The organism is Pantoea sp. S18, from assembly GCF_045689705.1.
GTDB lineage: Bacteria > Pseudomonadota > Gammaproteobacteria > Enterobacterales > Enterobacteriaceae > Pantoea > Pantoea symbiotica.
In genome coordinates, this window is record NZ_CP142688.1 from 3,078,720 (window position 1) to 3,100,952 (window position 22,233).

Genomic DNA, 22,233 nt, shown 5'->3' on the forward strand with positions numbered 1-22,233 from the left:
TTTATTAGAAATTGCAGCACTGAACAAGATGTGGTGGCATGATTGGATGTTTTGAGTGAACAGAATGGCGAGTTGGATTTTGTAGATATGGATAGGCAAGGTGAATTGCCGTTCTGAGAGAACCAAACTAGATTTTTAGTACCTCTGGTAATACTGGTACTAACAATGAAAAAAATATATGTGCTACTACCCATACTGGCACTGACTGCCTGTATGTCTAACCCAAGAATTGATGATCTATCCTCTGCACAACGAGCAAAAGCGGCAAGCATGCCAGTACATGCAGATAACCCCTACCCGCAAGCTAAAGTACTCAAGACGGTAACGGGTTTAAGTTGTAACCGAAATGCTAATCAGCGTCAGGATGTAAGCAGGGATGAAGCCCTAGAGGGTATCAAGATACAGGCAACCATGATTGGTGCAGATGCAGTAGTAAACAACATCTGTCAGAAGAATTCTGATACAGACTGGACTAATAACTGTTGGGCTTCGGTGAAGTGTATCGGGGACGCTGTTAAGCTCTGAGGGATACGCCCATGCACCACGTGTTTGCAGAACAACGATGTTACGGTACATGGGCGATTTGGTATATAGTACTAACATTCATCCAACAATCCAATATCGCAATGAATAATATGAAGATGGTTACTGTTAGGAAACAAGAAGCTGAATATCTATCATTGCTTCTTGATAAAAAAGTTAATGAAGGCGATGAGTTAACTGAATTAGATGATAAAAATAATGTTATAGACACAATCGATTACATGAAAATCAAAGAAGCATATTCAAAATCTCATGACATAAGGAAGTTTGAAATAGACCTATACTGGAAACGAGCCACTTACTTTTGGTTATTTATGGTTGCTTTGTTCACCTTGATTGGACTGGCTATTAAATCAGATGACCATTTTATTTTAGCAATCACACCTCTGGTATGTATCTTTGGAATTTTGATATCTCAATCCTTTAATTTCGCCAATAAAGGCAGTAAGTATTGGCAAGAACATTGGGAAAAAAACTTAGACATGTTAGAATTTTATGTTTCTGGTGATTTATATAAAATAAAAACCGAAACCAAAGATAACAAACCATCAGTTAGCTTCATAAATGAATATATTTCCGCGTCATTAGTTAATTTGTGGAAACTAACTACATTTTTGTTCGTAGTACGTTCAGTAATCATGATTGATTCAATCTTCTATAAAATAATCATACTATTTTCTTATTTCGCCTTGGCACTTTTTGTTGAACGGAATACAAAGAATAAACTTGAAAATAAAGTTATATCACCAAGTGGTAATGTTAAATTTTCAAAGCGATAGTATAAATTTTTTTAGTCGTTTGAAAATCTAAATTACCTCCCACTTCAACCCACTATCACGGCTTTCATGATCGTACTTCTCTTTCAGTACATCTAGCATGATACGCTCTGGTGAGTCCCAAGCAAGTTCGGGATACTGAACTTGCTTACCATCAATGTAGTACTGGATTTCTTCACCTACTTTCCTTAACTCAAATCTACCAACCTTAAAACTATCAATCTTCATCCTTTCCTCCGCAAGTCTTGAGTACTTGTACCGCGTTGATCACTTCACTTGAGTACTGTGTAAGCACACTGAGTTCAAACAGGGCATCTTGGCTCGGGTTCAGATAGCTCCAAATGTTGTGTATCTGTACTGCTCTATAATCTTTATCCTCAACCGTAAATGAGTTTGTATCAGTACTACTGATCCTTACTTCATCTGTGACGTACATGAAGAAGTACTTATCTTGTGTTTTACTATATTCTATTCTTAACATGTTTACCTCATTAGTTATATGAGGTATTTATCATAGATCTATGAAATTCAATGATTTTGTGATATTTAGATACTTTTGGGTTAAGGGATAAGGCCATGAATGGTAAAGTGCGGGAAGTCTTTAAAAAAGCATATAAGATATTTAAAGTAGTAGCTATTACGATACTGTTAGTATTTTCATTATGGTTAGTCATTGGTGGAGCTTATAAGAAAGATATCGGTAACTTATCAGATTGGATAAGTGCCTTTAGTAGTATTGTAACTTTAATAATTGCTGCAATTGCTTATTCGAAATGGCAAGAAACAAAGTATCGAGATGACTCTTATCAACTTCAAAAAGACATCATCACAAAGAACTACTATTCACTTTATAAAACAATTGATGATCTTAATGTTAAAATAGGGGAAATCAAATACAAATGCTTGGACTTGCACCATAGCCTAAAGAAAAGCGTAATTGAGAACATGCAAGAAAACCTCATTGATTCAATGTCAAAGCTAGAATTAACCAGCCAAGAGATTAAGGGGAACATTGAGATTTTATCAATGTTCAACTGCCACTTGAATGAGACATTTAAAAACGTAAACCACAATATTCTACTTCGTATTGAAATGACTAACACTACTATAAGAACGATTACATACTCTCTTAAAGGTATTCAAATGGATGAGTTTGAATTCATGAGAAAAAAGTCACTTAATTTTTTAGCTACTGCAATAGATTCTCATGAACGAAATGCTAAAGTTCTAAAGGAAGGAAGAACTTACTTGTACAATTCCAACGTTCAACTACATGAGTTTTTTGTATTCAAACCAAAAAAATGAATTAATTAAGTACCCAAGCGTCCTTGAGTACTACTACATTACTTGCTCTAGAATCACTTCAAGTACCAGAAGCCGTTTACGATCATCGTGAGTGGCTTCTATCTCTTCAAGATTCGGTACTTCATGTCCATCTATAAAGTACCGCACCGTTCCTGCATCATTCAGTACTTCAAATCTGTCTACATTTATACGTTTCATGCATTAAAGGCTTCAGTAACATACTGTTTGAAGGCTTGTTTGGTTTGCTCAACACCAGCCACCATGCAGTACTGTTCGTATAAACGTAATGTGATGGTATTATTCATACGTTCATTCAAATGGAACTTGATACCGTTAAACTGAGCATTTAAAGGATGTGAATTTGAATATTCTTTACTGTAGGTTTGTAAGAATACTTCACGTGCAATCTGTTCAACTGGTATCTTACTGTACTCTTCATTTTGTTTAACTTTCTCTACAACTTCCTTATATGTATCAGTGCTAAACGTTTTGTTAGTCAGTTTCTCAGTATCTTTATACTCATTCCCATCAAGTACTATAGAGTACTCTTTGTTGCTATTTTTCTTACGCGAAGTACTGGTACTTACCTCAATGTCTAAGAACTTCAATAACTCATCAGTACTTATAGCCTCTTCAACTAACATGCTTTTGATAGTTGTCAGTACTTCCTTATGACGTGCTTTACATTCACTTTCTGTTTTAGCTGATTCTGAAATCTGCTTCAACTCATCTTCACTGTAATACTTCAGTGCTGCTAAAATTTGTGCCGATTCAATTTTACCGATGTTAGTAGTCATGATTTTTCTCGCTATTAAGTTAGGTTGGTTCGTTGTGTGGAATGCAATCTAATTGCTGGAAAAATATATTGCAAGAGAAAGATCACAGCAAATTAAATTAATTTTTAACCCCAGAATCACAGAAGCATAATGTCATTAAAATCAATAGTTTACAGAACAAAAATAATATTACTGAAAATTCCATTTATATATATCGGTATCACATACAACTAACTTCCATATTAGTACTGTATGACACTTCATAAAATACCAGTACTTCATATTGATAGGTATCAGTACTTTCAATTTTGATATATCGGTAAGTACTGAAGCATTAACAATAGCTAGCGGGTACTTATGCATGATATCTGACCGCACCATCATAGGGGATAGATTGATCCCTTGATCATGTACTGGCCTTCAACAGGCCAGGGCAAGTGAGCGTAGCGAGTGCGTCAGGTACAAATCGGTACAATCCCCCTACTGTTCTTTTGTATTTGAGTACTTGAAAGGATTTCTTACGCACGAATGCCGAGTTCCGAGGCATGAGTAGTAAGCAAATCGGTTTATGTTGAGTAAGCCCAAGAGATAAGTACATCTTCAACAGATACAGTGATCTTTGGGCTTACTGACCACTGTCCTCATACATGCCTTTCACTATTAACGAATCTCACATCAGGCTCGTACCTCGCCTAATGCAAGATTGTCTCACTCACTCGTAAAAATCCCGCTGTTGCGGTCTTTTTCCTTCGTTCAGATTTCTTCAATTCAATTTTCTGACAAATAATAGTTATACTATATAAGTAATAATTATCAGATTATGATGGTGCAATCAGATTTCACCCGAGTATCGAGCCAACTGATCAAGCCAGTCCAGCCCTTTTGTATCTGCATACTGCTCCTGCTTATGGCACCACTTTTCAAATAACGCACGTATATTCAGTTTTTCCTTGTTGGTGTTCTTCCAGCTAGCGAATCGTCGTGAAAGTACTTTATCGTCATCATCACGTGTAGTACTTCCCAAGGGTCTTCCCCCTTTCTTTTGAGTACTGACAAGTCCAATATCTATGTAGTTGTACGTTGCCCCGCTTATGGTATGGGCTGTCACTTCATCGTATACGTACACATTCATTATCTGAGTACTGCTATAGTCGCGGATAACGCCACGATAGATGTACTGATTCAAAGTCTCAAAAGTCCACTCATTCACTAAGTCAGTACTCTGAATTCCCCATATGTTGTCGTAATGAGGTATCACTACATTACTTGGATTCATTGCCGCCATGAACACGCATGAAGTTTTGTGCTGAAGAGTATTAATACCACGTTGCACAACTCCAACTTGGGATTCACGATTCAAGGTAAAGTTGATGGATTCATCATTGTTCTTTGACCAGTAGTAGTTCTCTACATTGCTAAGTATCCAATCCTGAATCAGTGGAATGTGTTCAGAGGTTCTCATGATGTTCTTGCTGAGTCCGTACTGATTACCCGCAAGGAAGTAGTTCATCACAATGCGTTTATTGTTATCTTCCTGCCAGTGAGTTTTTGAGTACTCAACCTTCTGGAACTTGTCAGCGTGAGCACGGTACAAGCATGACATTTCAAACTGATTGGCAAGGTATGTGATATCGAGTTCATCAGCATATGCCGGGATATCATAATCGCCCCACACAATGATCTTGTCTGATTCGGTGGTAAGAGATTTAGCAAGTATTCCCCGGCGATGGTAGCCCGATAACTGATTGTAGTAATCCCATGCACCTAACATATCTTCACTGACGTTCTCACGTGGGCACATATCGAAACTGAGATAGGTACTATCGAGTTCCCCACCTTCCCCATCAATTTCAATGTAGCCGCCAGTAATGAAAAGCTTGTTGTACACTGCTTCAATATTGTCTTCCTTCTTGTTACGTGCAAGCACGCTACAGAAGTTCAAACTGTCATCAATGAAGATCTTCCAGCCTTTAAGACGCCAGCGGTCAATCTTGTAGAACATTTTATCGGTGATGAATATTGTGCAGTCTTCAGGTTTCATGAGGTACATATGAATTTCACTGAGCAAATCGCCCTTGAACGATTCACTATGTAGTACTTTCACATCAATCATACCCCGTGAGAATTCATTGATAAGTTTAATGGTAGGCTGTACTACTAACTTACGTCCCGGTAATTTGCATTGTGCTTTTATGTGATTACCTTTACCTGTTCCAGGTTCACCACTTATGTACTTTATTTTTCCTTGATAAATAGTCATATAATTATAATCCTTTAGTTAATTTTCCTTGAGGTGAGGTATGTTCATGCATACCTCACCTTTTACTTTTACTTCTTCGCTTTGTTATATGCTCTGGTATAAGTCTGACGATGAGAAGTACGAGAGTACTTTGCATTCATTTCTTTCGTAATTTTATTGAATGACTTACCATCTTTGCGTGATTGTACTATTTCATCAATCTGCCGTTCAGTAAGTCTTGGTTCATTAGTACTTTTACGAGTTGCTTTCTGCATGTTTTGCTTCTGCGTAACCCACTGCAAGTTATCAATATGATTGTTTTGCTTATCTCCATCAATATGATCTACAACTAGGCCAGGTACTGTATTAGGCTTGAAAGTTTCAGCAACAATTCTGTGCACTTCTTTGGTAACTCCTTTCTGTCCTTTCCCCATCGCAATACATACTTTTTTATAGCCATTAGTTCCAGGTTTAGGCTCTAATGGATTCTTCTTGTTGATATTACGTACAACACCAGCATTGCTTACTTCATAATTTTTATACTTTGTCTGTTTCCATATAATATTCATAATACGTCCTTGTGTTGATTTACTACTTCCTGTAGTAATTTTTGTTATAGGCTTAGAGCCTGTGCTTTGTTGATTATTAGTAGTAAGGCTGCACTTTTCGATAAGCCCTTTTTCTTCGCTATTTCATCAAGATAATCCGATTGTCTCTGGTTCATCTTGAATGACATGCGTATATCCTTGAGTTCTTTCTCACTCATTCTGTTATGTCCTTTCTCATGATTTTGACGACAAAAAACGCACCTCAATTGAGGTGTATTATTCTTTCTACATTGTTATTTATCTTTCGTCGGTGCCAAGAGCCATATAATCGCGAAAATTGCATAGCATGTAATTGCAATTTTCGGGAGTCCAGCGAAGATTAAGATAAGTATTAGAGGGATAATCATATTCATGTTCCTTTTTAAATCGACATGAATATTTATCGATAGTATAGAATTTTTAGCCGAAACGTTTCACGGGAATTTTTAGGTATCAAGTACTCAACATTGATATATGGTATTGAGTAATTTAGAAATGATATATGTTCGAAAATATTTAGTACTTTTTTGTTTAAACTATCTCAGAAGCGTTTTAAGACATTTTAAAGCAAGGCTACATCATTGCATTACCACCAATAAAAAAACGCCTTAAAACGTTCCCTATGCGTTAGCTATGAGTGCTTTTCATGGAAAAATAGATGAAATAAATAATTATTCTTTCCCTATTCACATTTCTTACATAAAAAACGTCCCGAAGGACGTTTATGCATTTACTGCACGTAATGCGTGTTGGAATTGCTTCTGAAGATATGCTGACCAATGATTTACAACTTCTAGGTCTTTAGAGTTAACTTCTCGCTTGTAGGATACTTCACCGCTAACAATATTGAATGATGCAAAACCAAGATCAAGTACTAAGTCTTTTGATAGTGAACCATTACTAATTACTGCACCGTCTTTATCAATCATAAGTACATGCTTTATAATTTCACTATGATAACTGATACTTATGAACGTAACCCCATTACCTTTTACTACCAATATACTATCAATTACCTTTCTGAGTTCTACTTCAAGCCTGCTCCGTTCTACAATATTTTCGATTTCATGAATAGAATTCGAAAGAGTAATATTTGATACACTGCCAGCATCCTCTAATGATGCCAAACGGTCACTCAGTACAGACAACCTATCTTCAGATTGTGCCTTAAGATCTAACATATCAAAGCTTGGAGTACGGCCTGCTTCCTTAATCCTCTCGATACCTTTAGAGTATTCATCAATGATTCTTTTTTCTTCAACAATCTCCGAACGTACCGTATCTATCTCTGTTATATCACTCTTTCTAAATACACGTTCAAAATCAACTTGCTGAACATGTTTCAAGATCGCTCTTTCTAACACTTTATAGTTATGGTTTACAGCTTGGCAGCCATGCTGCTCTATTGCAGCAAGACACTTTGCATAGCGATACTTCCCAACAACTTTTACTGTTAGTGCATAACTACATAGACCGCACTTTAGCATTCCACCAAATACAGTCTGTTTCTTGTTATCTCTTACCCGTCCGACAAAATTATGCTGTTGTAGCTTCCTCTGTACCTGTTCAAACTCTTGTTCTGTTACAACTGCTGGGTACAAATTCTTAAATACAAACTTGTTAACTTCTTCTGTATCTTTATCAAAATCACGCTCAATACTATTTGAAAGGTAATCACCCTTACAACGCACATTACGAAGTACTTTGCATACTTTCGCAGTTGTCCACTTAACATCAGTTAAGTACTTGTTCTGTTCATTTAAGGTCTTACCTATGGTGTATGAACCAAGACCATTTAGATATAATTCGAATATTTCACGTACTAATACTGCTTTATCATTAAGTACGTACTTATCGTCAATAATACTAATCCACGGTGGAGTATTCTTAATCATATACTGACCTAATGACTTAGCTTTCTCTCGCCTTTTACTCCAGCCGGATTTAATTCTCTTTGACTTTATGGTACTCTCTTCATTCGCTCTTGAAGCGATAATCGTTGCAAGTGTTAAAGACATTTTATTCTTAGGGCTTATAACTAGATTCTGTTCAACATCGTGCAATTCAATATTGTGCTCGGCAAGCAATGAAAGGTACTTCATTACCTTGAATGGGTTTTGCCTGCTAAAGCGGTCGAGGCTTTCACAGATAAGTGCAGTACCATCTATAAGCCCTGCATCTACTTTAGAGAACAGCATCCCCAAACCAGACGTATCATGTAGATGATGGCCTTTAAATGCTGATTTCCCGCTATCTACGATCATCTCGGTATTGTTACAATCCAGGCCCAGGGAATGCCCCATGTTCTGAACATACGCAACTAACCTTGCTTCCTGGCGATCAAGACCATCGCCAGTATTTTGAGATTCAGAACTGATACGGCAATACAGGAAGCACTTACGCATATAAGAGCACCTAAAAATTATGTATAAGATCTATGGTATCAAAAATTGCGACACGATTAAAAAAGCACGCAACTATTTAGCGTCTTCCGGTATCGACTACTGTTTTCATGACTATCGCGTGGATGGCATTGATGACGCGCTGCTGCAATCGTTTATCGATCAGCTCGGTTATGAGGCGCTGCTCAACACGCGCGGAACCACGTGGCGCAAGCTGCCGGAGGCCGAACGCGACGCGGTAAACGATGCCGCCAGCGCCAAAGCGGTGATGCTGGCGCAGCCTGCCATCATCAAGCGTCCGGTGTTAGCCGCGCCGAATGGCGATCTGCTGGTCGGCTTCAAAGATTCCCTTTATTCCGCCTTTATCCAGGAGAAGTCATAACATGTTCTGTCCGGTTATTGAGCTGGCTCAGCAGCTTATCCGTCGTCCGTCTCTCAGCCCGGATGATGCCGGTTGTCAGGCGCTGCTGATTGCGCGTCTGGAAGCCATCGGCTTCAGCGTTGAGCCGATGCACATTGGCGATACGCTGAACTTTTGGGCGACGCGCGGCCAGGGCGAAACGCTGGCGTTTGCCGGTCATACCGATGTGGTGCCGCCGGGTGATGCCAACCGCTGGATCAGCCCGCCGTTCGAACCGAGCATCCGCGATGGCATGCTGTTTGGTCGTGGCGCGGCAGATATGAAAGGCTCGCTGGCAGCGATGGTGGTGGCAGCGGAACGCTTTGTTGCCGCTAATCCGCAGCATAAAGGTCGTCTGGCGTTTCTGATTACCTCCGATGAAGAAGCCTGCGCTGTAAACGGTACGGTGAAAGTGGTTGAGCGCCTGATGGCGCGCAACGAACGCATGGATTATTGCCTGGTCGGCGAACCGTCGAGCACCGAGATCGTGGGTGATGTGGTGAAGAATGGCCGGCGCGGCTCGATGACCGCGAATCTCACCATTCATGGCGTGCAGGGCCACGTGGCCTACCCGCATCTGGCGGATAATCCGGTGCATCGCGCCATGCCTGCGCTGAATGAGCTGGTGGAGACAGTTTGGGATGAAGGCAACGAATTCTTTCCGCCGACCAGCATGCAGATCGCCAACGTGCAGGCCGGCACCGGCAGCAACAACGTGATTCCTGGCGAATTCTTTGTGCAGTTCAACTTCCGTTTCAGCACCCAATTGACCGATCAGATGATCAAAGATCGCGTGGCGCAACTGCTTGATCGCCATCAGCTGCGCTACACGCTGGAGTGGAATGTTTCCGGTCAGCCGTTCCTGACCTCACGCGGCAAGCTGGTGGATGCCGTGGTAAACGCTGTGGCGCACTATAATGAGATTAAGCCGCAGTTGCTGACGACCGGCGGCACCTCCGATGGGCGCTTTATCGCGCGCATGGGTGCGCAGGTGGTGGAACTGGGCCCGGTGAACGCCACCATTCATAAGATCAATGAGTGCGTGAAAGCGTCAGATTTGCAGATGCTGAGCCGTATGTATCAGCGCATCATGGAACAGCTGATCGCCTAAGCGCGCAGAAGGAGAAAGGGGATGGAATTCTTTAAAGAGTACTGGTGGATCCTGGTGATCCTACTGATGGTTGGTATTTTGATGAACGTTTACAAAGACCTAAAACGTATCGATCATAAAAAATTCATGGATAACAAACCGACGTTGCCGCCACATCGTGATTTCAACGATAAATGGGACGACGAAGACGACTGGCCGAAAAAGAAATAACCTCCATATCGCTAACGGCGCGAAAATCGCGCCGTTACGCTTTCTGCTACATCATCATCACCACATCATCATCGCCCGGTTTGGCACCGCTGAGCGCCTCATCGAAGTAACGACGCGGCACGGTATAACGCAAATGATTCAGCGCCAGCTCCATGCTGCGATCGTTAATGGCGTGCGGTAAATCTTCCACCACATCCAGCGTGACATCGCCGCCCAATGACATCAGACGTTGCTTCGCCTCTTCGGCGCGTTGCAGCGGGATCTGTTCGTCGTAATCACCGTGAATCAGATGAATGGTGTTACGCGTGCTGGCCCGCAGCGGCAGCGTGGCATAGCGGCCGCTGAAGACAATCGCGCGTCCGGCTAAATCCGGCTGCGCTTTTATGCCTTCCAGCACCATGATGCCGCCCTGTGAAAAACCCACCAGCGCCGTTGCTTCGGCACGCACGCCGCTCTCCTGCTGCCAGTGACGCACCGATCCCACGAATTCTGGCATGATCGCATCCACGCCCTGCTGCTCAGAACGATCGTGTGGCGGAATATCGGCAAACCATTGGCGCCCTTGCGGCACGCTGCCCGCGTAAGGTGCGCCGACTGACACCACCAGCGCCTGCGGGAACGCTTTCGCGAACCAGCTGCCAATCTGCGCCATTGAATCCGGGTTGTCGTTGATGCCGTGATAAAGCAGAAACAGCTGCGCTGCACTGCTAGGTTGCTGAACAATTACATATCGTAGTGCCATAAGATCCTCCTCAAATCACTATACGCCGCTGCTGGCACAGAGATATCGGGAAAATTTGAACGAGATAATGGATTTATTGCAATGAACGCAGCCGCTGCGCGGCATCGGGATTGAGGTGAATCAGTGCTGCGGCCGCTTCCAGGCGCAGCTGGTTTATCAGGGCTTTACGCCCGCTGAGACCGGCATGTTGCGCGGCTTGGGTTAGCGTCTGTTTTTGCTGCAGGATGGCATTCAACAGCGATGAAGGAGACTGGCGCACCAGCCGCTGTAGCGCCGCGTAACTGGCTTCGAACGGGCGCTGCGCCCAGGCAAAACCGGCTAACAACGCCCAGTCATCGTCGTTGAGTTGCTGGCTGGCATCGTTTGTCAGCGCTAATGGCAGTTCGATGATATCTCGCAGCCACGGCCAATCCCGCGCCAGGCGCTGCGCAGCCTGCTGTTGTAGAACTTCACCTTCCGCAGATGTTGCCAGCATCGCCATCGCCGCATAGCAACCGCTGCTCGCTTCGCGCTGCGAGCCAATACGCACCAGCGTAAAACCGCAGGCGCGCCAGAAGTGCCACAAAGATTCGGTGTAGCCGAAACTTACGGAGAGATAATCACAGCCCTGCGCCTGCTGACGTGCGGTGGCCACCAGCGCTTTGCCAATCCCACGCTGACGTTGTGATGCCTGCACCGCGATTCGGCTAATGCGCTGTGAGCGCAGCGTCGCCGCCTGCGCGAAACCGGCATGGGCCGCCAGCGATTGCGCCACCAAATTACCGCGTGGCCGACGATGACCGGCCCACACCGCATCGGCTAATGGCTGATCCAATCCGCCCTCTTCCACCAGCCACAGCGCGCCAGTTACCTGATCGGCTTCACCCGCCAACCAAAAGCGCATGCCGGGCGCATCCAGCATGCGCCGCAAATCCAGTGGCGAAGTGCGATAGTGCGCGCTGGCAAGCAGGCGATATCCTGCTTCCAGCGCCGCTAAGTTGTGGTCTGGCGTGGCTGGATAAATCGCGATCTCGCCGCTTACATTGCTCTCCTGCGCATCTTCAAACAGCAATGCCTGGCTGAGCCACTGCTCCAGCGGATCGTTTGGCGACCAGCGCAACGGCTCGTCGAGCTGGAAGAGGCGCACATCCGGCAAGGTGGCGCAGAAGCGCAGCATAAAGCCGCGTCCGGTGCCTTCGTAACCTTGCACGGTGGTAATAAGCAGCACGCGCGGGAAACGATGCACCAGTTGCTGCAGGATCGGCGCGGGAATGGCGGCAGCTTCGTCGACAATCAGCCACTGCGCCTGAGGCGGATTTTCCTGCGCGAGGATGGCATCAGGCGCCATGAAACTGAAATGCTCACCGGCAAACTCGGCCAATACCGCCGTTGAGACTTTGGCTGGCGCCGTGACTAAGCAATGTTGATTGCGCTGCGCCAGCATGCCGGCCAACGCGGATTTGCCGCGACCGCGCGCGGCGGTGATCACCGCAACGCCTTGCGGCATCGCTTCAAGCTGTTCAAGAATTTGCGACTGCTGCTGCGGTGCCTGACAGCGCCAGTCGGGCAGATGCGTTTCCACGGGATAACGCACCGCTTGATGCTGACGTTGCAACATCACCTGCGCATCTTGCAGCATCAGAGATTGCAGATGGTGGATAAAGTGCGGCGTGGCGATCGGCTCGGCGACATCTGCCCAGCGCAGGCTGTCGGCATCGGTTTGGTTGGGCCAGCTTTTCCAGGCAGGCGTTAACAGCAATAACCAGCTGCCCGCGCGTAAGGTTCCGGCCAGCGCGGCAAAAGCTTCGGCGTGAAAACCGCTGCGCGCATCGAATATCGCGTGCTGGAATTCACGGCCCAACAAAGTACGTAAAGCAGTGGGCGCGACGGCCTGCGGGAAATCGGCGCTGTCGCTCACCGTCAGCCAGTCACCGGGCAGCGCGGTGAGCCAACCTGTGGCCTGCTGCTGCGCCCAATCCGCATCACCCGCTATAACGCAAAGGCGGCGAATGCCTGCACGCTGCATCGCCGCCGTTTGTTCAATCAAGGAGATCACTTGCTAGCAAAGGTGTTGCACTGGCCAGGATCGCCGCTATCAAAACCGCGTTTCAGCCAGGTGTAACGCTGCTGAGAGGTGCCGTGCGTGAAGCTATCCGGCACTACGCGGCCCCGACCTTTCTGCTGCAGACGATCGTCACCAATCGCTTCAGCGGCGTTGAGTGCTTCCTGCAGATCGCCCACTTCCAGTATGTTTTGCTGCTGCATGTAATGGCCCCAAACGCCGGCAAAGCAGTCCGCCTGCAGCTCCATTTTCACCGACAATTGGTTCGCCTGCGCCTGGCTCGCACCCTGCTGCATCTGACGCACTTTCGGCTCAATGCCCAGCAGTTTTTGTACGTGATGACCCACTTCATGGGCGATCACGTAGCCTTGCGCAAAATCGCCACCAGCACCGAGTTTGGTTTTCATATCATCGTAGAATGACAAATCGATATACACGGTTTGGTCGGCAGGACAGTAAAACGGCCCCATCGCCGATTGTCCGGTCCCGCAGTTGGTGCGCGTCGCCCCGCGATACATCACCAGCTTCGGCGGCACGTATTGCTTGTTCATCTGCTGGAACAGCTTGCTCCAGGTATCTTCGGTGGTCGCCAGAATTACCGAGGTGAATTTTGCATCTTCGTTACTCTGCGCGCTGTTCACCTGCCGCTGCTGCGAAGTGGGCGCGACATTACCGCCGCCACCTTCCAATAGCGCGGTGAGGTCGTAGCCGTAATAGCCGGCAACGGCGACTACCACCAGCAAGATAAGGCCGCCTTTGCCGCGTGGAATGCGGATTTGTCGTCCACCGCCGCCGCCAAGGCCCGGTGAATCATTGCGTCGATCTTCTACGTTGTCGCTCTCACGACGCCCTTGCCAGCGCATGGTCTAACTCCTTTAAACATGTTTGGCATGATTTTAGTTGGCGGCAGCGGGAAGCACCAGTGTTGTCGTTGCAGAACACCGTAGGGTCGGCATTCATGCCGACCTGAACACGCTATATTGCGGGCATAAAAAAAGGTCGTCATAAATGACGACCCTACGGGAGAGGTGGACGAACTTAGTCCAGCTTGACACCTAAACGGTGTGCAACTTCTTCGTACGCTTCAACCAGGCCACCGAGGCTCTGACGGAAACGGTCTTTGTCCATTTTGTCCATGGTGTTTTTGTCCCACAGACGTGCGCCATCTGGTGAGAACTCATCGCCCAGCACCACTTCGCCGTTGAACAGACCAAACTCCAGCTTGAAGTCGACCAGGATCAAACCTGCGTCATCAAACAGTTTGCTCAGCACTTCGTTGGCTTTGAAGGTCAGCTCTTGCATGCGTGCCAGATTCGCTTTGCTCACCCAGCCGAAGGTTTCGCAATAGGATTCGTTGACCATCGGGTCGTGTTTGGCGTCATCTTTCAGGAAGAGATCAAACAGCGGTGGATTGAGCACAATGCCCTCTTCCACGCCCAGACGTTTTACCAGCGATCCTGCCGCACGGTTGCGTACCACGCACTCTACCGGCACCATCTCCAGCTTTTTCACCAGCGCTTCGTTATCCGACAGCAGCGCTTCCATCTGGGTCGGAATGCCCGCTTCCTGCAATTTGGTCATGATGAAATGGTTAAACTTGTTGTTTACCATTCCTTTGCGATCAAACTGCTCGATTCGTGCACCGTCTCCTGCTGACGTATCGTTGCGGAATTCAAGTACCAGCAGATCCGGATTATCGGTGCTGTATACGGTTTTCGCTTTACCGCGATACAACTCAGCTCGCTTTTGCATCTTGTTAACTCCAAACATGAAAGAACCCGTGTTCAGCGGTGTTTCACCGCGCGCCGATTGCGTGACGCAATCGTTTACTTCGCCGGGCGCTATTATACACAAAATGCTTAAAGGGTTTGTGTATATGCCAAATCAAAAAAGGCCGGAGAATCTCCGGCCCTTTGGCAATTTATTTCAGCGCGCCTTGAATCACCTGCACCAGCGCGTCGTTCTGCGCCTGGGTTAGCACGTGACCTTTCGGATCGATGAACTGCAGACTGCTGCGGTTATCCAGATCGCCAACCTGCAATTTGTAATCGCCGTTTGGTAGTTCTGGATCTTTGGCGCCGATCTGATCCCACACGCCGCTGCCCGGCTGTTTGTAGGTCACTTTCAGGCTGCCCTGCGAACGGTTGTCATCAGTGACTTCCATGCCCACGCGTTTCAGCGCCGCTGGCAAACGCTGCCAGGTGACATTAAACGGTGCGCGCAGAATCAACAGCGGTAAACCGGTGTCATCCGCGCCGCTCTGGACATCAATCTGTCCTGTCGCACGGTTGGCCGCCGCATCCTGGCTGGCAGAATCCACTTTATCCAGACCGGTGCTGATGTCGTTCAACATCTGGCCGGTATAGCGTTGAATCTGCGCTGGAGATGTCACCGCCTGACCAGACTGCTGCAGTTCCAGCAGACGAACGGTCAGCACTTGCTGATAGCTCTGATTCTGCACGCTGATCTGATAGCGACCGCGATACTGGTTATCTTCGTCAGCACGGTTCCACTGCACCCAATCAGTGGTCAGCTGTTGGCCAGCATCATCACGTTGAGCGATCGGGAACTTGTACGACTGAACCACACCAACCACTTGCGACCAGATCGAACCACGGCTGCTTTCGACTGCCAGCACGCCCGTATTACCGGTGAACTGTGCACGCGTGCCGTTTAACAGCGCCAGCGGCTGGGCTGGCGGACGAATATCCAGCTCTTTGCCAACCGCGCCTTTCGCCACGCTATGCGGAACATCGTAATCACCATTCTGCAACGGCAGAATCATGCCCGCTGGGGCTTTTAAATCGTGCAGCTCAGGCGCCTGCAGGTAAGATTCATCACCGCTGACCTGGCGCTTATAACGCTGATCGTTGGAACACGCTGTTAGCAGCATCAGAGTGGAAAGGCCCACTACCGTTGCCAGCGTCGAGCGCTTAACTGAATAACTCATTGATTCTCCCTAAATTATCGCAGACCCGCTTTAATCAGCGCTTGCGCCGTTTTCGCCTGACCGGCTTCGGTCAGTGGCGTCATTGGCAAACGCAGCGTGTCATCCGCGATTAATCCTAGCTGTTTTGCTGCCCATTTCACCGGGATTGGATTGGGTTCACAGAAAAGCGTCTGGTGCAGATGCATCAGACGCTGATTCAGGCGACGCGCTTCGGCGAATTTGCCCTGTTGCGCCAAGGCACAGAGTTCAACCATTTCACGCGCTGCAATGTTAGCCGTGACCGAAATTACGCCTTTGCCGCCCAGTTGCATGGAGTCCAGCGCCGTCGCGTCATCGCCGCTGACGATGATGAACTCATCATTAACCAGCTCTTGGATCTGTGAGATGCGTGATAAGTTCCCGGTGGCTTCTTTGATTCCGATAATATTTTTAATTTCGGCCAGACGCGCGACGGTTTCCGGCAGCATGTCGCAACCGGTACGCGAAGGAACGTTATACAGCATCTGCGGCAGATCGGTACTTTCCGCAATGGCTTTAAAGTGCTGGAACAAGCCTTCCTGCGTCGGACGGTTGTAATAAGGCGTGACCGTCAAACAGCCCACGACACCGCTGCCGGTAAAGCGTTTGGTCAGAGAGATGCCTTCAGCAGTAGCATTTGCGCCGGTGCCAGCGATAACCGGAATACGGCCATCCGCCAGTTCCAGCGTTTGCATAACCACATCACCGTGCTCGTCATGGCTGAGCGTGGCAGATTCGCCGGTGGTGCCAACAGAAACAATCGCCGCGGTGCCGCTGGCAACATGATAATCAATCAGTTTTTTCAAACTTTCGCGGCAGACATTACCTTTTTCATTCATTGGCGTAATGAGCGCAACAATACTTCCGGTGAACATGGGCTATCCCCTCGACAAACAAGTGCCTCATGTTACGTTTTACATTGAAAGAAAAGCAAGCGAGCCACGCCATTCCCGCGCTTGTCAGCAGTTTTTTTTATGTTTACCTTATAGTTATTAGCGAACGTACAGGAAATGCCATTTTGTCGCAGTCACAGCCTCACCATCTGGTGATCACCGCACTGGGCGTTGATCGTCCGGGTATCGTCAATACCATCACCCGCCACGTCAGCAGCTGCGGCTGTAATATCGAAGACAGCCGTTTGGCGATGCTGGGCGATGAGTTCACCTTTATCATGCTGCTTTCCGGTAGCTGGAACGCGATAACCCTGATTGAATCAACGCTGCCGATGAAAGGGGCCGAGCTCGAACTGCTGATTGTGATGAAGCGCACCAATGCACGCGTCACGCCACCGATGCCCGCCACCGTATGGGTGCAGGTTGAAGTGCCGGATTCACCGCATATCATTGAACGCTTTACCGATCTGTTCGATAAACATCAAATGAACATCGCCGAACTGGTATCGCGGATTCAACCCGCTCAGGACGACGTTGCGCCCACGCTCTATATTCAAATGACGGCGCACAGCCCGGCCAATCAGTTCAGTGCGCCCATCGAGCAGGCTTTCAATCAGCTGTGCGAAGAACTGCATGCACAAGGCTCGATTCGTCTTTATAGTGTCACCGACGATGCTGACAGCACCGTTTAATCAGACTCCGGGTTATTTCGCCACACACTCTGCCGCTGCGGCAAACCGTGTTGTGAAATAACCCTGACGGTAAACACCACCTGGCACTTTTGCTCTTGATGGTGTATTACCCACAGCATGTAGAAAAAATGGAGAGTTGTGATGAATCCACTGAAAGCCGGTGATACTGCACCGAAATTTAGCTTGCCCGATCAGGACGGCGAACAAGTAAATTTGGCCGACTTCCAGGGACAGCGCGTTCTGGTCTATTTCTATCCGAAAGCCATGACGCCGGGTTGCACCGTGCAGGCTTGCGGACTGCGCGACAACATGGATGAGTTGAAAAAAATTAGCGTTGAGATTCTGGGTATCAGCACCGATAAGCCTGAGAAGCTGTCGCGCTTTGCCGATAAAGAGTTGCTGAACTTCACGCTGTTATCGGATGAAGATCATCAGGTGTGTGAGCAGTTTGGCGTTTGGGGTGAAAAAACCTTTATGGGCAAAACCTATGACGGCATTCACCGCATCAGTTTCCTGATTGATGCCAACGGCAAAGTTGAGAAAGTGTTCGACGATTTCAAAACCTCCAACCATCACGACATTGTGCTGGATTATCTGAAGTCAGCCTGATGTAAACGGGTGCGCAGGTCGCACCCGTTTTCTTTTACTCAGCGCGCGGCTCGTCGAGCGCCGGGGTTTCTGGCCACGCACGCACCACCGCTTTCACCAGCGTCGCCAGCGGAATCGCAAAGAACACGCCCCAGAATCCCCACATCCCGCCGAAAATCACCACCGACAGAATGATCACCAACGGATGCAGGTTGACCGCTTCAGAGAACAGAATCGGTACCAGCACGTTGCCATCCAGCGCCTGAATCACCAGATAAATGGCGATCATGGTCCAGAAATCGCTGCCCAATCCCCACTGGAACAGGCCAACGCCAATTACCGGAATAGTCACCACCATTGCGCCGATATAAGGAATTAAGACGGAAATGCCCACCAGCACCGCCAGCAGCAGCGAGTAGTTGAGGCCCAGCAGCAGGAACGCCAGCCAGGTAACAAATCCCACCGCCACCATTTCCAGCACTTTGCCGCGAATATAGTTGGTGATCTGTTGATTCATCTCTTGCCACACCACGCCCGCCAAACCGCGATTGCGCGGCAGCACGCGACGTACCGCATTCAGCATCTGCTCTTTATCTTTCAGCAGGAAGAACACCATCAGCGGCACCAGCACCAGATAGATCATCAGCGTCATTAAACCCACCAGCGACGCCAGTGAATACTTCACCAGCGATTCGCCCAGGCCAGTGAGACGGCTGCGCAGGTTCTCAACGATGATATCGATGATGCCCGCATCGACCAGCGCCGGATAACGCTTCGGCAGGCCAGCAGCAAACACATAAAGCTTATTCAGCATGTTTGGCAGGTCACGCGTCAGGTTGATACCCTGCTGCCACGCCACTGGCGCGACAATCAGCACCATCACCAGCAAGATGCCGGCAAACACCACCAGCACCGCGCTGGTTGCCCAGGTTCGGCTACAGCCAACACGCTGCAAGCGCACCGTTGGCCACTCCAGCAGATAAGCCAGCACTAACGCCACTAACAGCGGTGCCAGCAAACCGCTGAGGAAGAACAGAATGCAAAACGCCGCCAGCAGAATCACCAGCAGCCCGATGGCCTGCGGATCGCTGAAGCGGCGTTTGTACCATTGATAAAGCAGAACGAGCATTAAAACATCCTTGATACTAAAAATGTGGTCGCCATGAATGGCGACCCTACAAAAAACTTAGTGTGTAATGCTACTGACCAACGCATCCTGGCCGGAGATCATCACGCAGTTACGTCCGGCATTTTTCGCCTGATAGAGCGCGGCATCGGCTTGCTTGAGACTCTGCTCCTGCGTACCACTTTCCGGCTGCCAGTCGGCAATGCCCACCGACAGCGTGACATTGCCGACCTGGTCAATCCAGTTTTCCGCAATGCTGATGCGCACACGTTCAGCCAGTATGCGCGCATCCTCAACCGAGGTCGCAGGCAGCAGCATCAGGAACTCTTCCCCGCCGTTACGGCACACCACATCGGTTTGACGTGCGCTGCTGCGTAAGGTTCGCGCCACATGTTTAATTACCTCATCACCGACGTCATGACCAAAGGTATCGTTGACGCGTTTGAAGTGATCGATATCTAACGCCAGCACCGAGAACGGTTGGCGCATGGTGGCGAAGTAGTCGAGCACCGCGCTCAGGCCACGGCGGTTAAGCAGATTGGTCATGGGATCGCTCTGCACTTCCGATTTAAGACGACCAATTTTGTCCTGCACTAAACCAATGCCGGTAAGCAGCGCGCGTTTGACCTGCGCCGCTTCGAAATACCAGGCGCGAATACCGCCAATCTCACTCGACACGCCTTGTGAATCCATCTGGCTGGCTTTGCGCGCCAGCTGCCACAGCGGCAGCGCAATCAGACGCGCCAGAATCACCGCCACCAGTAAGGTCAGCAGCGCAAACGGCACCGAGTTTTTCAACACTTTCAGCAGTAATCCGGTGAGCGGCGCCAGCGTGACATCGGTGGGTTTCAGCGCCACCACCATCCAGCCGGTGGTCGGCACAATGGCGTAACCGGCCAGCTTAGGCACGTTCTCTTCTGTCAGTTGCACTTCACCGTTGGTTTTCTCTTCGCGCTGGCGATCGCTGACGATGCCCGGCACGCTTTTACCAATCAGCTGGCTGTTCTGGTGATAGAGCACCTGATTATTGCGATCCAGCACGTAAACGTGGGTGCCATCGCGATAGAACTGCTCGCCGAGCAGCGCGTTGAGGATGCTTTTCTTCTTCAGGTAGATGGTACCGCCGACGTAGCCAAGGTAGCGTCCGTCTTTGCTCCAGATCGGCCAGGAGACAAACACAATCAGGTTATTGGCGGCGGAAATGCTGGGCTTGCTGACCATCGGCTGACGCTGCGCCAGCGCCTCACGCGAAGCCTGGCTGGTCAGCTGCATGCCCTTCAGCATCAGCGATTCGGGCGAAATGGCTTTCACGATGCCATTGCTGTCCACAACTGCCACCGAGTTGAAGCTGTTGGTTTGCTCACGCAGGCGATTCACTTCCTGCTGCGACAGATCGGCATTATCAAAATCATTGCCCAACTGCGTCGCGCTGTAGTGCAGCTGCGACTGAGCCAGCTGAAAGAAGACCTCAGTTGTCGCCGCCAGTTTGGTGGCGTAGGCGCGATTAGCTTCGAGAGTGCTTTCGATCAGGACCATACGTTGCACGCGCCAGGTGGCGTACAAGGTGTTGGCGAGCGTGATGACTATGCTGGTGATCGCCAATAGCGCGATCAGCGTTCGCAGGTCAGTTTTTGGCCGCAGGCGCATTAGCATAACGCGCCGGCCTTAGTGAATAGATTCATCAATATGTGTGCCTGACAGTCTTGTTATTGTTGGATGCACTTGCCCTGGTGAGCTAACGGGCGATTGTACACCCACAACGCAAATTGAGCACGAAGCATCCTGTCAGCCACACAGATTTCTTTCTCTGCGCTGGCGCTAATCGATCAAACCGTTGGCGTCGTAAAACGGCCACGGACCGGGATAATCGCCGATGGCACACAAATGCGTGCTCATGCCCTGCTGCGCATGCCAGCGATGCAGCAAGAAACCGGGTGGCTCCAGCACAAAATTGGTTGGGCCATTTTCCGCGAGATCAAACGCCACCTGATGCGATACACCCGGTGCCACACAGGCCAGCGTACCGGCAAAACGCGCCTGCACCGAGCGATGCAGATGGCCGCTCAGCACGCGTTCCACCTGCGGATGGCGCTGGATAATCGCCGCCAGCGCCGCCGGATTGCGCAGCGGTTGGTTATCCATATGTTCTATGCCGCAGAGAAACGGCGGATGATGCAGCATCACCAGCGTCGGCAACTGCGGCTGGCGCTGCAACTGCTCATCAAGCCAGTGCAATTGCGCTTCATCCACGTAGCCCCACGGCTGCTGCGGCACGCTGGAATCGAGCGCCAGCAACTGCACGCCTTTTACCTGCATCTGCCAGTTCAGGGTTTCACCGCGCTGCAGATAGTGATGATCCGGGAATGCCGCACGCAGCGCCTGGCGATCGTCGTGATTGCCTGGCATCAGCATAAACGGCAGTTGCAGCTGGCGCAGCGCCTGCTTCAACGTTTGATACTCTTCTGCCGTGCCGAAATCGACCAGGTCGCCGGTAATCACCACCCTGTCGGGGCGCGGAGTAAGGCGGTTTAGCGTCTCGATGACCCGCAGCAGCGCGGCTTGGGTGTCGACTTTTTTGTAGGACAAACGGCCATTGGCCTTGATGTGTAAATCGCTAATTTGCGCGATTAGCGTCATTGCTTCAGACACGAATTTTTTCCTTTGGATATGAAACGCCGGCCGGTCGCCATTAATGGCGACCCTACAACGGCACTGCACGCTTATCGGTCGCCATTAATCGCGACCCTACGACGGCACTGCACGCTTATCGGTCGCCATTAATCGCGACCCTACGACGGCACCGCACGCTTTTGTAGGGTCGCCATTTATGGCGA

The 22,233-nt window shown here is 48.6% G+C and carries 22 protein-coding genes; 8 read left to right on the forward strand and 14 right to left on the reverse strand.

From position 1 onward, the window contains the following. The first annotated feature begins 165 nt into the window (after positions 1–165). Together VIJ98_RS14225 and VIJ98_RS14230 are read left to right on the forward strand one after the other, a co-directional pair. On the forward strand, positions 166–525 hold the full coding sequence (locus VIJ98_RS14225; protein WP_323274571.1) for a hypothetical protein: 360 nt from the start codon (positions 166–168) through the stop codon (positions 523–525). Positions 526–536: 11 nt separating this feature from the next. After that, on the forward strand, positions 537–1,322 hold the full coding sequence (locus tag VIJ98_RS14230) for a hypothetical protein (protein ID WP_323274573.1): 786 nt from the start codon (positions 537–539) through the stop codon (positions 1,320–1,322). A 27-nt stretch (positions 1,323–1,349) separates the two neighbouring features. On the opposite strand, the gene VIJ98_RS14235 is transcribed toward VIJ98_RS14230, so the two are convergent. Further along, positions 1,350–1,547, reverse strand: coding sequence for a hypothetical protein (locus tag VIJ98_RS14235; RefSeq protein ID WP_323274575.1), 198 nt, complete (start codon positions 1,545–1,547; stop codon positions 1,350–1,352). A 348-nt stretch (positions 1,548–1,895) separates the two neighbouring features. Between VIJ98_RS14235 and VIJ98_RS14240 the strand changes: the two genes are divergently transcribed. Further along, a complete protein-coding gene (locus VIJ98_RS14240) occupies positions 1,896–2,624 on the forward strand; it encodes a hypothetical protein (RefSeq protein WP_323274577.1) in 729 nt (242 codons plus the stop codon). 194 nt (positions 2,625–2,818) lie between these two features. On the opposite strand, the gene VIJ98_RS14245 is transcribed toward VIJ98_RS14240, so the two are convergent. The 4 genes from VIJ98_RS14245 to VIJ98_RS14260 form a co-directional block, all read right to left on the reverse strand. Beyond that, positions 2,819–3,421, reverse strand: a complete 603-nt coding sequence (locus tag VIJ98_RS14245) for a hypothetical protein (RefSeq protein WP_323274579.1) — start codon at positions 3,419–3,421, stop codon at positions 2,819–2,821. A gap of 811 nt (positions 3,422–4,232) precedes the next feature. Next, positions 4,233–5,660, reverse strand: a complete 1,428-nt coding sequence (locus VIJ98_RS14250; RefSeq protein WP_323274580.1) for a hypothetical protein — start codon at positions 5,658–5,660, stop codon at positions 4,233–4,235. 68 nt (positions 5,661–5,728) lie between these two features. Continuing rightward, complete coding sequence (locus tag VIJ98_RS14255; protein WP_323274582.1) at positions 5,729–6,208, reverse strand: HNH endonuclease signature motif containing protein; 480 nt, start codon at positions 6,206–6,208, stop codon at positions 5,729–5,731. Between the two features lie 740 nt (positions 6,209–6,948). Further along, positions 6,949–8,631, reverse strand: a complete 1,683-nt coding sequence (locus VIJ98_RS14260; RefSeq protein ID WP_323274584.1) for a recombinase family protein — start codon at positions 8,629–8,631, stop codon at positions 6,949–6,951. A gap of 19 nt (positions 8,632–8,650) precedes the next feature. Here VIJ98_RS14260 and VIJ98_RS14265 point away from each other — a divergent pair, with 19 nt between their 5' ends. From VIJ98_RS14265 to VIJ98_RS14275, 3 genes are read left to right on the forward strand one after another with little or no spacing between them, the layout of a single operon-like run. Then, the gene (locus VIJ98_RS14265) at positions 8,651–9,010 is read left to right on the forward strand and encodes an ArsC family reductase (protein ID WP_323274586.1); all 360 of its coding nucleotides are present in this window, start codon (positions 8,651–8,653) and stop codon (positions 9,008–9,010) included. Position 9,011: 1 nt separating this feature from the next. Then, positions 9,012–10,139 (forward strand): succinyl-diaminopimelate desuccinylase, encoded by a 1,128-nt coding sequence (gene dapE, locus VIJ98_RS14270; RefSeq protein ID WP_323274588.1) that lies wholly within the window; start codon positions 9,012–9,014, stop codon positions 10,137–10,139. 21 nt (positions 10,140–10,160) lie between these two features. Further along, positions 10,161–10,349 (forward strand): YpfN family protein, encoded by a 189-nt coding sequence (locus VIJ98_RS14275; protein ID WP_008108368.1) that lies wholly within the window; start codon positions 10,161–10,163, stop codon positions 10,347–10,349. A gap of 46 nt (positions 10,350–10,395) precedes the next feature. Here VIJ98_RS14275 and ypfH read toward each other — a convergent pair whose 3' ends face one another. The 6 genes from ypfH to dapA all read right to left on the reverse strand — a co-directional run bounded on the left by ypfH (position 10,396) and on the right by dapA (position 16,975). Then, the gene (ypfH, locus tag VIJ98_RS14280) at positions 10,396–11,091 is read right to left on the reverse strand and encodes an esterase (protein WP_008108366.1); all 696 of its coding nucleotides are present in this window, start codon (positions 11,089–11,091) and stop codon (positions 10,396–10,398) included. 73 nt (positions 11,092–11,164) lie between these two features. After that, a complete protein-coding gene (locus VIJ98_RS14285) occupies positions 11,165–13,123 on the reverse strand; it encodes a GNAT family N-acetyltransferase (RefSeq protein ID WP_323275847.1) in 1,959 nt (652 codons plus the stop codon). Next, positions 13,123–13,995 (reverse strand): neutral zinc metallopeptidase, encoded by an 873-nt coding sequence (locus VIJ98_RS14290; RefSeq protein WP_323274591.1) that lies wholly within the window; start codon positions 13,993–13,995, stop codon positions 13,123–13,125. The genes VIJ98_RS14285 and VIJ98_RS14290 overlap by 1 nt, the downstream gene beginning before the upstream one ends. A gap of 175 nt (positions 13,996–14,170) precedes the next feature. Continuing rightward, on the reverse strand, positions 14,171–14,884 hold the full coding sequence (gene purC / locus VIJ98_RS14295; protein WP_061718438.1) for a phosphoribosylaminoimidazolesuccinocarboxamide synthase: 714 nt from the start codon (positions 14,882–14,884) through the stop codon (positions 14,171–14,173). Positions 14,885–15,053: 169 nt separating this feature from the next. Then, entirely contained in the window at positions 15,054–16,082 is a 1,029-nt protein-coding gene (gene bamC / locus VIJ98_RS14300; RefSeq protein ID WP_008108357.1) for an outer membrane protein assembly factor BamC, read from the reverse strand. Between the two features lie 14 nt (positions 16,083–16,096). Further along, complete coding sequence (gene dapA, locus VIJ98_RS14305; protein WP_007884824.1) at positions 16,097–16,975, reverse strand: 4-hydroxy-tetrahydrodipicolinate synthase; 879 nt, start codon at positions 16,973–16,975, stop codon at positions 16,097–16,099. Positions 16,976–17,118: 143 nt separating this feature from the next. Here dapA and VIJ98_RS14310 point away from each other — a divergent pair, with 143 nt between their 5' ends. Beyond that, complete coding sequence (locus VIJ98_RS14310; RefSeq protein WP_036649519.1) at positions 17,119–17,685, forward strand: glycine cleavage system transcriptional repressor; 567 nt, start codon at positions 17,119–17,121, stop codon at positions 17,683–17,685. A gap of 141 nt (positions 17,686–17,826) precedes the next feature. Continuing rightward, on the forward strand, positions 17,827–18,294 hold the full coding sequence (gene bcp, locus VIJ98_RS14315; RefSeq protein ID WP_008108351.1) for a thioredoxin-dependent thiol peroxidase: 468 nt from the start codon (positions 17,827–17,829) through the stop codon (positions 18,292–18,294). Positions 18,295–18,328: 34 nt separating this feature from the next. On the opposite strand, the gene VIJ98_RS14320 is transcribed toward bcp, so the two are convergent. From VIJ98_RS14320 to VIJ98_RS14330, 3 genes are all read right to left on the reverse strand, one after another. Further along, complete coding sequence (locus VIJ98_RS14320) at positions 18,329–19,402, reverse strand: AI-2E family transporter (RefSeq protein WP_008108349.1); 1,074 nt, start codon at positions 19,400–19,402, stop codon at positions 18,329–18,331. A 57-nt stretch (positions 19,403–19,459) separates the two neighbouring features. After that, complete coding sequence (locus VIJ98_RS14325) at positions 19,460–21,052, reverse strand: sensor domain-containing diguanylate cyclase (RefSeq protein WP_323274597.1); 1,593 nt, start codon at positions 21,050–21,052, stop codon at positions 19,460–19,462. 165 nt (positions 21,053–21,217) lie between these two features. Continuing rightward, positions 21,218–22,036 carry a phosphodiesterase gene (locus VIJ98_RS14330; protein ID WP_407330304.1) on the reverse strand — a complete coding sequence of 273 codons (819 nt, stop codon included), beginning with the start codon at positions 22,034–22,036 and terminating at the stop codon, positions 21,218–21,220. Positions 22,037–22,233 lie beyond the last annotated feature (197 nt).